This is a genomic window from Pectinatus sottacetonis, assembly GCF_015732155.1.
GTDB lineage: Bacteria > Bacillota > Negativicutes > Selenomonadales > Selenomonadaceae > Pectinatus > Pectinatus sottacetonis.
Genome location: NZ_WIQK01000001.1, coordinates 2,005,173 through 2,020,248 on the forward strand (window position 1 = coordinate 2,005,173; position 15,076 = coordinate 2,020,248).

General features: G+C 36.5%; 14 protein-coding genes. 5 read left to right on the top strand and 9 right to left on the bottom strand.

From position 1 onward, the window contains the following. The first annotated feature begins 467 nt into the window (after positions 1-467). Positions 468-1,850, top strand: coding sequence for a group II intron reverse transcriptase/maturase (gene ltrA, locus I6760_RS09390; protein ID WP_231036020.1), 1,383 nt, complete (start codon positions 468-470; stop codon positions 1,848-1,850). Between the two features lie 165 nt (positions 1,851-2,015). Here the strand turns inward: ltrA (I6760_RS09390) and I6760_RS09395 are convergent, their stop codons facing one another. The 5 genes from I6760_RS09395 to I6760_RS09415 form a co-directional block, all read right to left on the bottom strand. Beyond that, complete coding sequence (locus I6760_RS09395; protein ID WP_196594188.1) at positions 2,016-2,255, bottom strand: hypothetical protein; 240 nt, start codon at positions 2,253-2,255, stop codon at positions 2,016-2,018. A gap of 99 nt (positions 2,256-2,354) precedes the next feature. Beyond that, on the bottom strand, positions 2,355-2,762 hold the full coding sequence (locus I6760_RS09400; protein ID WP_196594189.1) for a hypothetical protein: 408 nt from the start codon (positions 2,760-2,762) through the stop codon (positions 2,355-2,357). An 85-nt stretch (positions 2,763-2,847) separates the two neighbouring features. Next, positions 2,848-3,765, bottom strand: a complete 918-nt coding sequence (locus I6760_RS09405) for an alpha/beta fold hydrolase (RefSeq protein WP_182187930.1) — start codon at positions 3,763-3,765, stop codon at positions 2,848-2,850. A gap of 31 nt (positions 3,766-3,796) precedes the next feature. Next, entirely contained in the window at positions 3,797-4,324 is a 528-nt protein-coding gene (locus tag I6760_RS09410) for a LeuD/DmdB family oxidoreductase small subunit (RefSeq protein WP_182187931.1), read from the bottom strand. Between the two features lie 14 nt (positions 4,325-4,338). Continuing rightward, on the bottom strand, positions 4,339-5,589 hold the full coding sequence (locus I6760_RS09415) for a 3-isopropylmalate dehydratase large subunit (protein ID WP_182187932.1): 1,251 nt from the start codon (positions 5,587-5,589) through the stop codon (positions 4,339-4,341). Positions 5,590-5,725: 136 nt separating this feature from the next. Here I6760_RS09415 and I6760_RS09420 point away from each other — a divergent pair, with 136 nt between their 5' ends. Then, the gene (locus tag I6760_RS09420) at positions 5,726-6,703 is read left to right on the top strand and encodes a LysR family transcriptional regulator (protein ID WP_196594190.1); all 978 of its coding nucleotides are present in this window, start codon (positions 5,726-5,728) and stop codon (positions 6,701-6,703) included. Positions 6,704-6,729: 26 nt separating this feature from the next. Here I6760_RS09420 and I6760_RS09425 read toward each other — a convergent pair whose 3' ends face one another. After that, positions 6,730-7,284 (bottom strand): flavodoxin family protein, encoded by a 555-nt coding sequence (locus tag I6760_RS09425; RefSeq protein ID WP_182187934.1) that lies wholly within the window; start codon positions 7,282-7,284, stop codon positions 6,730-6,732. Between the two features lie 70 nt (positions 7,285-7,354). Beyond that, a complete protein-coding gene (locus tag I6760_RS09430) occupies positions 7,355-7,798 on the bottom strand; it encodes a MarR family winged helix-turn-helix transcriptional regulator (protein ID WP_196594191.1) in 444 nt (147 codons plus the stop codon). Positions 7,799-8,656: 858 nt separating this feature from the next. Here I6760_RS09430 and I6760_RS09435 point away from each other — a divergent pair. Then, positions 8,657-9,241, top strand: a complete 585-nt coding sequence (locus I6760_RS09435; protein WP_196594192.1) for a TetR/AcrR family transcriptional regulator — start codon at positions 8,657-8,659, stop codon at positions 9,239-9,241. A gap of 27 nt (positions 9,242-9,268) precedes the next feature. Here I6760_RS09435 and I6760_RS09440 read toward each other — a convergent pair whose 3' ends face one another. Continuing rightward, entirely contained in the window at positions 9,269-9,991 is a 723-nt protein-coding gene (locus tag I6760_RS09440; protein ID WP_182187936.1) for a DJ-1/PfpI family protein, read from the bottom strand. Positions 9,992-10,176: 185 nt separating this feature from the next. Between I6760_RS09440 and I6760_RS09445 the strand changes: the two genes are divergently transcribed. Both I6760_RS09445 and ltrA (I6760_RS09450) read left to right on the top strand, forming a co-directional pair. Beyond that, on the top strand, positions 10,177-10,458 hold the full coding sequence (locus I6760_RS09445; protein WP_196594193.1) for a hypothetical protein: 282 nt from the start codon (positions 10,177-10,179) through the stop codon (positions 10,456-10,458). A gap of 860 nt (positions 10,459-11,318) precedes the next feature. Further along, entirely contained in the window at positions 11,319-12,701 is a 1,383-nt protein-coding gene (gene ltrA / locus I6760_RS09450) for a group II intron reverse transcriptase/maturase (RefSeq protein WP_231036204.1), read from the top strand. A 165-nt stretch (positions 12,702-12,866) separates the two neighbouring features. Here the strand turns inward: ltrA (I6760_RS09450) and I6760_RS09455 are convergent, their stop codons facing one another. Beyond that, positions 12,867-14,441 (bottom strand): transposase, encoded by a 1,575-nt coding sequence (locus I6760_RS09455; RefSeq protein ID WP_231036212.1) that lies wholly within the window; start codon positions 14,439-14,441, stop codon positions 12,867-12,869. Positions 14,442-15,076: the final 635 nt, after the last annotated feature.

A 15,076-nucleotide genomic window follows, 5' to 3' on the forward strand; every position in this document is an offset into this window, starting at 1 on the left:
AATAATAGGGGCTGTGACAAAATGAGAAATCATTTTGTCCACAGCCTCTTTTTCTAGTGTGCCCGGCATGGGCGCAGTCTAACGGGTGAAAGTCCCGAGTGCAGGTTAATAGTGCCAAGCACATAGCTTAAGGCAAGGGTGTCCATCGCGAGGTGGAATCTAAAGGAAGCCAGCGGCAAATCTCTGGTCTGACGAACAGAAATCACATATAAGGCAGGAGTAACCGGGTAAGGTTGCTAGACAAACCAAAGCCCAAAACTATTCGAGGCCAATCCTGTAAATGTGGCAGATGGATGGAGAGAAAGACTGCGTTCTTACCCGGGGAGGTCTCGCGGACATGCAGAAATAAAATTGAAACATGGTTGAAATAAGATTTATCGTGAGAAGTCAGCTGAGGTCATAGTACTGGAAGAAATCCAGGAAGGACCGAACAATAATAGCGTTCTTGGGCAGAGGGAGGAGAAGTCATGCAAAGAAAGCAGAAAACCAATAAAATGGACTGCCCTTGTAAGGGTATGTTGGAAACAGATAGTAGCAAGGGAGCGCAGAGCATGACATCGCTGGGAACTGCAACAAAGAACCGTGTGAACCTGTTAGAAATAATCCTAAGTCCGGCAAATCTCAATGAAGCCTATCTCAGGGTAAAGCGAAAGAAAGGCGCAGCCGGAGTAGATGGCATGAAAGTTGACGAAATGTACGGATGGTTAAAAGAACATAAGGAAGAATTCCTTGAATCGCTAAAGAACGGGAAATATAAACCACAGCCGGTACGGCGGGTAGAAATACCTAAGCCAGACGGAGGGAAAAGAAAGCTTGGCATACCAACAGTACTGGACAGAGTAATACAACAAGCAATAATGCAGGTACTACAGCCAATTTTCGAACAGACATTCTCAGACAACAGTTATGGATTCAGACCGGGAAAGAGTGCGCACCTGGCCATAAAACAGGCGGAAGCCTATTATAAAGAAGGATACACTAAAATAGTGGACCTTGACCTTGCACAGTACTTTGACACGGTAAATCATGACATGCTCATAAACATGCTCCGAGAAGAAATACAGGATGAGCGCGCAATAGCACTCATCCGAAAATATTTAAAGAGCGGAGTAATGGAAGGCGGAATAATAAGCCCGACAATGGCAGGAACGCCGCAGGGAGGAAACCTGTCACCATTACTGTCTAACATCTATCTTACAAAATTTGACAAACTGCTAGAAAGCAGGGGACATAAATTTGTAAGATACGCCGATGACTGTAACATCTATGTAAAAACGCCAAGAGCGGCAAAACGTGTAATGGAGAGCTGTATAAACTATCTTGAAGGAAAACTGAAACTAAAAGTCAACCGGAAGAAAAGTAAAATAGGCAGCCCATTGCGGGAAAAGTTTTTAGGATTTTCTCTGCACAAAGTAGTAGGGAAAATAGGAATCAGGCCACACCAAAATGTAATCCGGAAATTCAAGCAAAAGGTGAAAGAAATAACCGGCCGCAGTCGCGGCCGGTCAATAGAAAGCATCTTGCTTGAATTAAAAAATTATACAATAGGCTGGCTTAATTACTTTTCCATAAGCGATATGCGCAGCAGAATACAAGATTTAAACCAGTGGATTAGGCGTAGATTGAGAATGTATCTGTGGAAACAGTGGAAGAAAATTTCCGCGAGATTTAAAAATCTGAATCGATTAGGATTGTACAAAGGCAAGGCGTGGGAGTATGCCAATACAAGACTGGGGTACTGGCGCATCGCAAACAGTCCAATATTAGGCAAAACACTAACAGATAAATATCTTGAGTCGCTTGGTTATATGAATATAGCCAAGAAATATGAGATGTTTCATTCACGTTAAATTATTGAACCGCCGTATACTGAACAGTAAGTACGGTGGTGTGAGAGGTCGGTCATTCAATTAATGAGTGACCTCCTACTCGATTACAATTTGAGGCAACAAGCAGGTAATTACTGAAAAAAGGACATAATCCCCCTTTCCCCGTAAAAACTGCTTTTCTACAGTTTATGCGGCTTTCTTCAAGCGTAGTTTTTTATTTAAGATTGTTTTCAACATACTGGTCGGGTTGTATCTGATGCCTCCGGTAACGTGTTCCGGAACATTTTTCAGGTACTTCTCCAAGTCGATTCCCTCCATAAATCGGTCAAAAACCAGCACGGGATCACAGATATTCAGATAATCTGAAATAAATAGTGGCAAAACTGCCTGTTTTATTTTAGAATGATTAGGGGTAATGTTTTTCATTGGTACGTAAAATTTTACCACAAAATGAGGACCACCGGCTATTTCCAGCCAGTGATCCTCATTTGTTTTTATTGGGACTTTATTTCACAGCCCCTTTTTTTATTCTCCAAAACTTAAAAAACCATAGTTTGTTGATGTAGTTTCTTTGTTTTTAGTGTCATAATCTGATGGATTATAAGGATCATACGCATAAATAGATCCAGCTTTTACTTTTTCAGCATCTAATCGTGAAATTGTTGCAGCAGCATTTTGCGCTGTAACATTATCAGTAAGTTTTGTTCCAATTAGCCGGGCACGTTCACTTAATGCTATTGCATTAGTGATATTAATAGCATTATTTTTTTGTTTTTCGCTTAATAAGCCATCATCTTTTAATTCAACTAAATTAGATATTGTTTCTTGTCTGCTGTTTTCATGTTGTACAACTTGCTGATACATTTCATCCGATTGAGTGTTGGTTGTGTTAAGGGCAGCACTTAATTTTTTTTCTAAAGTGCTATCGTTCATGGCATCACGTAAAATATATTACTATTAATTTTATATTGTTTTTTAGCGTTTACACAAAACTTGAAGAACTCTCTCCTTTCCTAAATTAATTTTTTGTCTTATATTTTTCCAAGAAAGTTGAAAGAGTTTCTAAAACTATTTCCGGTTGTTCTTCAGGAACAAGATGACCACATTCCTTAATACCAAATCCGGCTACATTTTCAGCCCGTTTTTTCCAATTAGCCAAAACATTCCACAAATTACCGACTACACCATTCGCTCCCCATAATACTAATAATGGTGTTTTTATTATTTTAGTTCTGTCAGCTATATCATATTTCATATCAATGGTAGCTGAGGCCCGATAATCTTCACTTACACCATGAATAGTCATTGGATCAGAGAAGCATTTAATATACTCCTGTAGTACATCTTCAGAAAAATTGTTCTTGGTTTTAGGATTAATTTTCAACTGTAAATTAAATCTGATAAAAAAATCAGCGTTACCATTTAATAATTTTTCAGGGAGGCCATTATTCTGAATGTAAAAAAACCAATGCCAATACTTAGTAGCAAACTCCTGGTTCGTATCATGATACATATCATATGTAGGTAAAATATCCATTAATGTACAGCTGATCGCTTTTTCAGGGTGATCCATAATTAAACGATGACAAACACGAGCTCCTCTATCGTGACCTACTAAATGAAATTTTGTAAATCCAAGCTTTGCCATAACTTTAATTACATCATCAGCCATTACTCTTTTTGAATAATTAGAGTGGTCAGGAAGACCTTGTGGTTTTGTACTATATCCATAGCCGCGAAGATCTGTTATTATCACACTGTATTTGGAAGTAAGCTTTGGGGCTATAAAACGCCAGGTAAGATAATTTTCTGGATGCCCGTGTAAAAATACAACTGCTTCTTTACCATGTCCGCCTATTAAAGTATTAATTTTTATGTTTTCACCTACATCTATTAACTTGTTAACAAATTTGGGAAAATATTTTTCTATTAACATGTATTCCTCCTGTATGATTTATTACTTTTATTTAATCAATTTCCATTGAGCAAATCGTTTCTTCCTGCATTTTCCGAATCATGGGAATAATACCGCCATTTTGTAATATATTCATCATATAATCGTTCATTGGTTCTGAATGTGCAGATTTCCCTGTTGTAATATTTTTAATTGTACCTGTTAGAAAATTGACACTTAATTTATCTTTTTGATGGACCATATTATGTATACCTTTACATGTAATAGCTGGAATACCTAAATTTATTGCATTACGATAAAATATACGGGCAAAGGATTCTGCCAATATTGCCCCTACACCAATCCCTTTCAAAGTCATTACAGCATGTTCACGTGAAGAACCACATCCAAAATTTGTTCCACCGACAATAATATCGCCAACTGTAAATTTTTGTACAAGATCAGGTTGACTGCTGCCACTCATGGCATATTTTTTTATATCGTCCATTTCTGTAAATTCAACATATTTACCCGGATAAATTTGATCAGTATCAATATTATTACCAAACAGATACACGATACCTTTTGCTATTTTTTTCATAGTCAATTTTCTCCTTAAAAACATTCTGCCGGATCAGTTATTTTCCCATACAGTGCAGCAGTTGCTACTGATGCTGGTGAGCCCAGATAAATACGTCCGTTTACATTGCCCATCCGTCCCGGAAAATTGCGATTAGTAGATGATATGCATGTTTCGCCATCTGCAATAAGGCCTTGATGAATGCCCAGGCAGGCTGCACAACCTGGTGCCGTCAGTGTCGCTCCAGCAGCTACAAGTTCTTGGATATAGCCATTTTTTAAACATTCCTGCAGTACAAAGCGTGTTGCCGGTACCAGAATCATACGTGTACCAGTGTGAATTTTTTTGCCGCTTAATATTTTAGCCGCAATTGCAAAATCTTCCGTTCGTCCGCCTGTGCAGGAGCCAAGATAAGCTTGATCTATGTGGATACCAGCAAATTCATTTAAATTGGCTACATTATCCACACTAAATGGTGCTGCAAGTTGTGGTCTGATTTCCGATACATCATATGTGATATCTGCTGCATATTTATAGTCCCTGTCAGTATTATAAATTTTATAATTATGATTTACATGTGCAGCAAGGTATTTCATCGTGATTTCATCAGGCTGTATATAACTTGTTTTTGCTCCCATTTCTGTTGTCATGTTGCAAAGCACCATGCGTTCAGATATATTGAACTCCTTAAGAACCGGGCCAGCAAATTCAACAGCTTTATATACGGCGTAATCAGCTTTTAAATTGCCAATGATATGCAAAATTACATCTTTGGCATAAACTCCTTTTGCCAATTTGCCTGCGAGATTTATGCGAATTACTTCCGGTACTTTAAACCAAAGCCTGCCGGTTACAAGAACTACTGCCAAATCCGTTGCTCCGACACCTGTACCAAAAGCGCCAAAAGCTCCATGCGTATTTGTATGTGAATCAGTGATCGTAATAACCTCGCCAGGATATGATAATCCATAATCTGCCATAAGCTGATGACATACACCCTGATTAATATCCATAAGTTTCTTTATGCCTTGTGATTTGGCAAATTCTCTAAATTTTTTATGATTATCTGCCTGTTTTTCTGTTGCACAGGGTGCATAGTGGTCAAAGAAAATTACAATCTTTTCCGGACTAAAAACTTTTTTCCCGCCCATCTCCCAAAAAGATTTTACGGTCTGATAATAAAGATCATTGATTCCGGCAATATCAATATTACAATTGACAATTTCTCCAGCATGTACAGAGGTTTTACCAGCGTTCACTGCCAATATTTTTTCGATAGCATGCATATTTCAAACTTCCTTTCATATTTCTGAAATTTTCTAACTTTTTCATCTTGATTTTACAGTAGGTACGTTATAAAATCAATTTTATATATTATATAAGTATATAAAATTATTTTATATATAAAAGGACGGTAGTATTATGCAGCAAGAAATGAATTATATTTATGAAGTTTATAAAATGGGTAGTTTTTCTAAAGCAGCAGCTAATTTGTATTTGTCACAACCGGCTTTGAGTATTTCTGTAAAAAAAGTAGAAAAGGAAATTGGCATGCCCATTTTTGATCGAAGTCAGCAACCTTTAAAATTAACTGAAGCTGGTAAAATATATATTCAGAAAATAATTGACATAAAGTTGCTGGAAAATGATTTAGAAAATGAACTGCAGGATATTGCGAAACTGAGTGTTGGTAAATTACGTCTTGGTGGAACACAATATTTTAATTCGTATGTCATGCCAATTGTTATAAAAAAATATATGTACTATTATCCTAAAATTGAATTATCCTTATTTGAAGATAATTCTGGTCTGCTTGATACTAAACTAGCTGACGGTTCAGTCGATATAATGTTTCATTGTGGTTCATTTGATAAAAAGTCTTTTATGGGGACCGATATATTCGAAGATCGTCTGCTTTTGGCTGTGCCTGAGGAATTATTAACAGACAAAAAAACAGCCAATAAAGGATTAACGGCAAATCAGGTAAAAAAGGATATACTTTTTACTAAAGACTGCCCATATGTTCCTTTATCGGCTTTTGCTGATATTCCTTTTTTGATTTTAACTGAAAGCAATAATTTGCATGAACGGTCATTGGCAATTTGCACAGGTGCGGGTTTTATACCTAAAGTACGATTTTATGTTGAACAGTTGGAAACTGCTTATCATCTTGCCTATAATGGTCTGGGCGCAACTTTTATAAGTGATCTTATGATAAAAAAAACCCCCCGGGATAATATGCTTTATTATAAAATTATTGAACCTGAAGCTATACGCCATTTTCAAGCAGTTATAAGGAGAAAAGGTTATACTTCTTTTGCAATGCAGACTTTTATTAAATTAACTAAGTCTATATGGGTTAATAGATTATCATGCTTACATGTACAAAAAGAGCATTAGAGAGACTATTCAGGCCAATGGCATAATTATTTTAATTTTCTTCCCATTTCTTCGGCTTTTTTCAATATTTCCGGCTGTTCCATGATATCGTCTTTTTCCCTCAAATTACCGGCAATAATACTGCCGACACTTTCCATACTAAAATAACTAAAGAACTTATCTAAGTATGTCGTTACATTACTGAATTCTTCTGCGGTTGCACCGCTGCTTGTCACTGTGATGTACTTTTTCCCCGGTAGGTATCTTGCAGTAAGATCAGAAGTTAAAAATGGGCGTAAACGATCAAGAAAATTTTTTGTTATACCACTAACTTGCAGCATATATATTGGAGTTCCCAGAATAATACAATCAGCTTTTGCTATTTCTGATAAAAGAGGTGTTAATTCATCATCAATAACGCAAAATTTAACTTTTCCAGACTGGCAGGCATCGCATGCCATACAGTCTGTGTAGTTCATGTTTGATAAATTGTAAATATTAACGTCATGATTACTTTCCTTCGCACTTTTACAAATTGCATTTACTATTTTTGCTGTATTTCCATCTTTTCTTGGACTTCCTATAAATGCTATTATTTTCATTTTGATTCCTCCTAAATAATAATGATTAGCCAGGCTAACTAATTTAGAAAATAAAATTGTCGTGTCAATATTAATCAATTTTTATTAATAAGTGAAGCAAACGAACAACTTCAGCATCAGTTAGTTTTTCAGTAAAGTCAGCACATGTCTGCCAATAACCAGGCAGAACAAGTTTTAGAAGTTGGTGCCCTTTTTTAGTTATTGTTACATTAACCATTCGCTTATCTTTTGGACATATATTTCTTATAATAAGCTGATGTTTTTCCAGCCAAATTAACTGTTTGGTTACAGATGCCCGGCGAATTCCCATTATATTAGCAATTTCCGACGGTTGTAACGATTGATTTGTACTAGTATTGAACAGTAGCAAGAGTAAAGCAAATTTGCTTTCGGTAATATAATATTTTTTTAATATATTATTGATAGATAGCAAAACGTCATCTGATATATGTAACAACACCTCATCTAACTGTGATCTTGTACTGGGGGAAGTGGTAATAATGTGTTTTTTCATAAATAAAATCCTTTACTATAATTAGCTTGGCTAATTAGTATTATATAACAAGAAAGATATTGTCGAGGAAATTTATAAATAAAAAATTTTTTACTAGTATATTAAGTATTATAAATGCAAATAATGTAAATCGAGAATGTAGTATATCGATAAAATGTCACCTAAGGCCTACGTCTCGTTTCCCCACCATATAAAGCAGGAATTGCGTCCTTTATTTCGCCAAAGCAAGTCAATAATTCCCGATTGTGGTCTGGATTACAATAATAGTTCAAACCTCCACGAAATCCAGCTGCAGAAAAATTATAGCTTAATATCTCAAATTTATTGCTGTTGTAAATTACTGGACAGTCGTTGTTTCTCGGCATTAATGCTGCTTTTTATTGAGTAGTTTGATATCAGCAGCAATGTCGGCCAAGGTAATCACACATGCAAGGCAACAGATAAAAGATTGGATTTGAAAAGCTTTGGATTGCCTCTGCCATTTTATTTTGAAATACGCAGGAAACTGCTTGCAATTGGTTTTTAAGAGAGATATTGGATTATTGAAAAAGATGACGAAAAAGTCTGCTTAAAGGTTTTAATACCAGTACCTGCCTGCATGCTGTCATGTCAAAATTATCGTAAATAGAAAATAATTGCTTTTATACCATAAGATTTATCAAAATTAGTTGGTGATTTATTAAAATCCTGAATCAATGATATAATTAATGAAAATGGTAAAACAATATTAAAAAATAATACAAAACTTTTAATTAATCTATCGCATCGGCGTTTAAAAATATACAGCTTACATTAAAACTATGCTGTGTAATGATTAAACAAGAATAATTGAAAAATTCACTTTTGGAGGGAATCTTGATGGAAAATGCAATAAGCCGAAGAGACAGGAAAAAAATTCAAATATTAAATACTTTAGTTGATATTGCAATAAATTTATTTGTAAATAAAGGATTCGAAGAAACGACTATAGCTGAGATCACAAAATCGGCAGATCTTGGTACAGGTACTTTTTATAATTATTTTCATTCTAAAGAGGATATCATTCAATATGTATTGACTAAAAAGGTTAGTCAAGCTGAAAATTCGCTAGAAAAACTAAACAAGTCAACAATCTCTTCTCAAGAAAAAATTTCACAAATTTTAGTAACATTAGGAAGGATATATGAAGATAATCGGCAATTGTTTGACTTATGTATTAATCATTTAGGCCTAAAACAACCACCGCATGGGCCTCGGTTTAAAGAAATTCTTGTTAATATTATCGATGAAGGTCAAAAAAATGGAGATTTTAAAAAAACTATTCCAATTGAAATAGTTACTGAAACGTTTATGGGGCTGATCAAATCCACTGCGGTCAGTCGTTCGAAAATCTCTTTTATGGAAAACCTTAATTACAAACTAGAGTTATTTTTGAATGGATTAGCGGGGAAAAATAATAAATAGTAAATTTGGTTTAATTATAAATTTATACTAACAATCATCTAAATTATTAACTTTGTTGCGGGTTGTTTGATAAGCTGTACGCGCTGCATTCAGATAGGTATTAGTCATCTCTTGGTGCTTGTTTGATATTTTTTGTGCAAGCTCGGGACCAGCAAGGCTGGGACTGCCTACTTTAAACTTAGGATGTGGATCGTATTCAAAAGCTAATTCAATCGTTTTTGCTATATCATCTCCACGTAGTGTAGAAATAACTTCAATTGCTGCTTCAAAACATCCATGCGCCGGGCCTGCCGTATACAAATTACCGTCAATAACAACTTCACTGGTCAACACAGGAGTAGCACCAAATTCTTTTAATGAATCTCCTACAGAAAAATTGGAGGTAGCCCGCTTGCCTTCTAAAAGACCCGCACTTCCAAGAACCAGAACTCCATAACAAATGCCGATTATTGCATTGGCATGCTTTGCTTTCTGCTGGACAAATTTTATAATTTCTTGATCTGCCGCACTGTCTGGAGCCATCATACCAATGATTAATACATCAACATCAGGGCATTCATTAAAGGTAGTTGTTGCTGCCATAGGCCAACCTGTATATGCATTGAAAGGTTCGAGGGTTTTCCATACGAGATATGTTTCTATATTGGGTGATAAGCTAAAAGCGGTATGTGCATTAACTACATCTGGTAAAAAAACGCCTGGACAAACAAGAGTAGCAACTTTTAATTTTTGATTGATCGGTTTTAACATTATATCATCTCCTCATTTATGAACGCATTCATAAATGAATACGTTCATAAATATTATATGATTATATTTTTAGTCCGTCAAGATTTTTGGTATATAAATGATTTATTTTTTTGCAGTTCTCGCTCATAAAACATCATAATGTAGTTTTTCTTTCTCAAAAACAGATGTTATATATTCTCTTGTTTATGATACATGTTAATAAAAAGTTTGTTTGGTTTACAACGTACAATGATTGTTTATTTATTTTCGCTCCGGACATTTTATTTTCAATATGGGGAAACATTGTTTTTAAAACCATAATACAATATGCATTTCATTCAATGGGGCTCTCCTTCAGCGTAGGCGGCGTACTTATTCCCCTGATCGGCTGGCTCGCCGATAGTTATGGACTGACAGCAACCATGGAATTACTCACCATCGTTGCAATATGTGCCGCTATATTTTCGCTCTTTTTGCCAAAACGTTAAAAACAACACCTAAATCTGTTGCTGTGGAAGTTGCATCATCCAAAAGTCAGTGGAAGATAATTGTAAGAAAACTTTAGTGAAATAAAAAAATGAAAATGAACTTCTATAGAAAAGAAAATAAAACTTCAAAATAATATATGAAAAAAATGGGGTTGTGAAATAACATACCTTATTTTGTGGTAAAATTTTATATAACTAACGAAAAATTTAACCATCGGTTATTTTAAAACAAAATAGGTTGTTTTACCAGCGAGGATATATTTGTCAGTTTATTTTGCACTAAATTTTGATATAGAACCATAGTAACTTTAATCGTGACCAGTGGTCCTTGTCGCCTCCGCATGGAGAGTGTGAATTTAAGCATCGTCATCCAGATTATTTTTGTCTAATACGAAAAATTGGGGCTGTGACAAAATGAGAAATCATTTTGTCCACAGCCTCTTTTTCTAGTGTGCCCGGCATGGGCGCAGTCTAACGGGTGAAAGTCCCGAGTGCAGGTTAATAGTGCCAAGCACATAGCTTAAGGCAAGGGTGTCCATCGCGAGGTGGAATCTAAAGGAAGCCAGCGGCAAATCTCTGGTCTGACGAACAGAAATCACATATAAGGCAGGAGTAACCGGGTAAGGTTGCTAGACAAACCAAAGCCCAAAACTATTCGAGGCCAATCCTGTAAATGTGGCAGATGGATGGAGAGAAAGACTGCGTTCTTACCCGGGGAGGTCTCGCGGACATGCAGAAATAAAATTGAAACATGGTTGAAATAAGATTTATCGTGAGAAGTCAGCTGAGGTCATAGTACTGGAAGAAATCCAGGAAGGACCGAACAATAATAGCGTTCTTGGGCAGAGGGAGGAGAAGTCATGCAAAGAAAGCAGAAAACCAATAAAATGGACTGCCCTTGTAAGGGTATGTTGGAAACAGATAGTAGCAAGGGAGCGCAGAGCATGACATCGCTGGGAACTGCAACAAAGAACCGTGTGAACCTGTTAGAAATAATCCTAAGTCCGGCAAATCTCAATGAAGCCTATCTCAGGGTAAAGCGAAAGAAAGGCGCAGCCGGAGTAGATGGCATGAAAGTTGACGAAATGTACGGATGGTTAAAAGAACATAAGGAAGAATTCCTTGAATCGCTAAAGAACGGGAAATATAAACCACAGCCGGTACGGCGGGTAGAAATACCTAAGCCAGACGGAGGGAAAAGAAAGCTTGGCATACCAACAGTACTGGACAGAGTAATACAACAAGCAATAATGCAGGTACTACAGCCAATTTTCGAACAGACATTCTCAGACAACAGTTATGGATTCAGACCGGGAAAGAGTGCGCACCTGGCCATAAAACAGGCGGAAGCCTATTATAAAGAAGGATACACTAAAATAGTGGACCTTGACCTTGCACAGTACTTTGACACGGTAAATCATGACATGCTCATAAACATGCTCCGAGAAGAAATACAGGATGAGCGCGCAATAGCACTCATCCGAAAATATTTAAAGAGCGGAGTAATGGAAGGCGGAATAATAAGCCCGACAATGGCAGGAACGCCGCAGGGAGGAAACCTGTCACCATTACTGTCTAACATCTATCTTACAAAATTTGACAAACTGCTAGAAAGCAGGGGACATAAATTTGTAAGATACGCCGATGACTGTAACATCTATGTAAAAACGCCAAGAGCGGCAAAATGTGTAATGGAGAGCTGTATAAACTATCTTGAAGGAAAACTGAAACTAAAAGTCAACCGGAAGAAAAGTAAAATAGGCAGCCCATTGCGGGAAAAGTTTTTAGGATTTTCTCTGCACAAAGTAGTAGGGAAAATAGGAATCAGGCCACACCAAAATGTAATCCGGAAATTCAAGCAAAAGGTGAAAGAAATAACCGGCCGCAGTCGCGGCCGGTCAATAGAAAGCATCTTGCTTGAATTAAAAAATTATACAATAGGCTGGCTTAATTACTTTTCCATAAGCGATATGCGCAGCAGAATACAAGATTTAAACCAGTGGATTAGGCGTAGATTGAGAATGTATCTGTGGAAACAGTGGAAGAAAATTTCCGCGAGATTTAAAAATCTGAATCGATTAGGATTGTACAAAGGCAAGGCGTGGGAGTATGCCAATACAAGACTGGGGTACTGGCGCATCGCAAACAGTCCAATATTAGGCAAAACACTAACAGATAAATATCTTGAGTCGCTTGGTTATATGAATATAGCCAAGAAATATGAGATGTTTCATTCACGTTAAATTATTGAACCGCCGTATACTGAACAGTAAGTACGGTGGTGTGAGAGGTCGGTCATTCAATTAATGAGTGACCTCCTACTCGATTACAATTTGAGGCAACAAGCAGGTAATTACTGAAAAAAGGGCATAATCCCCCTTTCCCCATAAAAACTGCTTTTCTACAGTTTATGCGGCTTTCTTCAAGCGTAGTTTTTTATTGTGGTATTTATAAAGATTGTGCCCAATGGAAACCAGGAAAATCTCTAAACGTACCTGTTCCAGGCCTTTTCGAATAATTCTTTTGTACCAGCGGTTATTTTTCATAATCCCAAAAGTACCTTCAGATTGAATCGAGCGATTCATACGAAGAAGCGCTCCTTGAATGCTTTCTAAGTTGTTCACAACTTCTTGATGCATAGAGGTTAGTTCCTGGTTAAGACGAATCATCCTGTTTTTGTCCGTCTTTTTACATTCGGCACCATAAGGACAATCTGTACAATTTTCGCACTGGTAAACTTCTTCCTGACGTCCGTATCGATTTCCTTTTACATTTTGTCTGTATTGCAGATGAAATGCCTGTCCTGCGGGACAACGCAGAGTACCTTCTTCATCAATCTTGAAATTTACTGGGCGAAACTGATTCTCTCGATACTTCGCATTTGTGGTTTCTTTCTTGTACATCGTGAATTTCATGTATTTTTCCATCCCGTGCTGCTCACAGTAAATATAATTGTTGTATGAACCATAGCCTGCGTCAGCTACGGGATACTTTGGATAAAATCCGTAGGTATTATGAAATTTCTCCAGTAAGGGAACAAAACAATCCATGTCTGCACGGTATTGATTTACATCAGCTACAGCTATGTATTCATCTGCAATACCAAATTGAACATTGTAGGCTGGCAGGAGCTGGTCGTTGCCCATATAATCTGTCTTGATCCGCATGAATGTCGCACAGTGATCTGTTTTGGAATAACTGTTCCGGTCTGGACCACAAATAGTTATTTTTTCAACATATTCTTTGAGTTTGGCTGTATATTCCTGAAGCCGTTCGTAATAGCGCTGCCGGGGTGTTTTTCGATGGCCTTTTCCATGGACAAATTTTGTTTCATCTATTTCATAGATTTTGGCATACCGATCTGTTACTTCATTCAGGTATTCAGGAACATATTCGGAATTCGTATCAATTTTGATATTAAATCCGGCAAGATCATCGTTGATTTTATCAAGTAACCCGGTGATTTTTTCAAAAAGCCTGTATCTGGACTTTTCAGTTGCTTTCTTCCATACCCAGCTGTATTTATTGGCATTTGCCTCAAATTTCGAACCATCGATATACAGATGGTTCAAATCCACATGATCTTCGGCAAAGATTTTCTTATTGATATCGCTGAACAATTCCTCAATCGATGGATTGAGCATATTTTCGATGAAATATCCGAAAGTTCGGTAAGAAGGTGTCTCATGATCCATAAGGTACATAAAGCGAAGATTGACTTTACAGCAATCTTCCAGTTCGCGCAGAGAGATATATCCATTTGTCATAAATCCAAATAAGATTGTTTTCAACATACTGGTCGGGTTGTATCTGATGCGTCCGGTAACGTGTTCCGGAACATTTTTCAGGTACTTCTCCAAGTCGATTCCCTCCATAAATCGGTCAAAAACCAGCACGGGATCACAGATATTCAGATAATATGAAATAAATAGTGGCAAAACTGCCTGTTTTACTTTAGAATGATTAGGGGTAATGTTTTTCATTGGTACGTAAAATTTTACCACAAAATGAGGACCACCGGCTATTTCCAGCCAGTGATCCTCATTTGTTTTTATTGGGACTTTATTTCACAGCCCCTTATAGTTTCACTTAGAAAATAAGTTTATAAATAAAACCATTTATATTAAAAGGAGTGCTTTATTATGATGAAATTAAGTTATATAGGAAATGCTGCTTATAGTGCTGGAACAACCTATAGTGTGACTTGTTTTACTGAACCTCCCACGACTAAAGTCGCGGGGTTCTTGCTTCACAGATAGTTGCGCCAAAAGCACGTCTTATATTATCTCCACAGGCTATCCCCGTAGTTCCTACGGTTCTTATATATGTTATTACGCTGTTATGTTTAATATTCTTAGTCCTTCATTGCAAATGTTTATGGTGTGTATTGTCTTGTTTATTAGCACTTTTAGTTTGGAATGTAAAAGTAAAGGAATAGCATATTTTCTGTTTATTATAATTATGCTGAAACCCTGTACTAAATAGATAAATATTATAATACAAATAAAAGACGTCATACTAAGAAATTAGTCTGGCGTCTTTTATTTGTATTATAACATATATAAAATATGACTATACTTTATATATTAAAATAAATTACTTTTTTAAAAAAAAATAA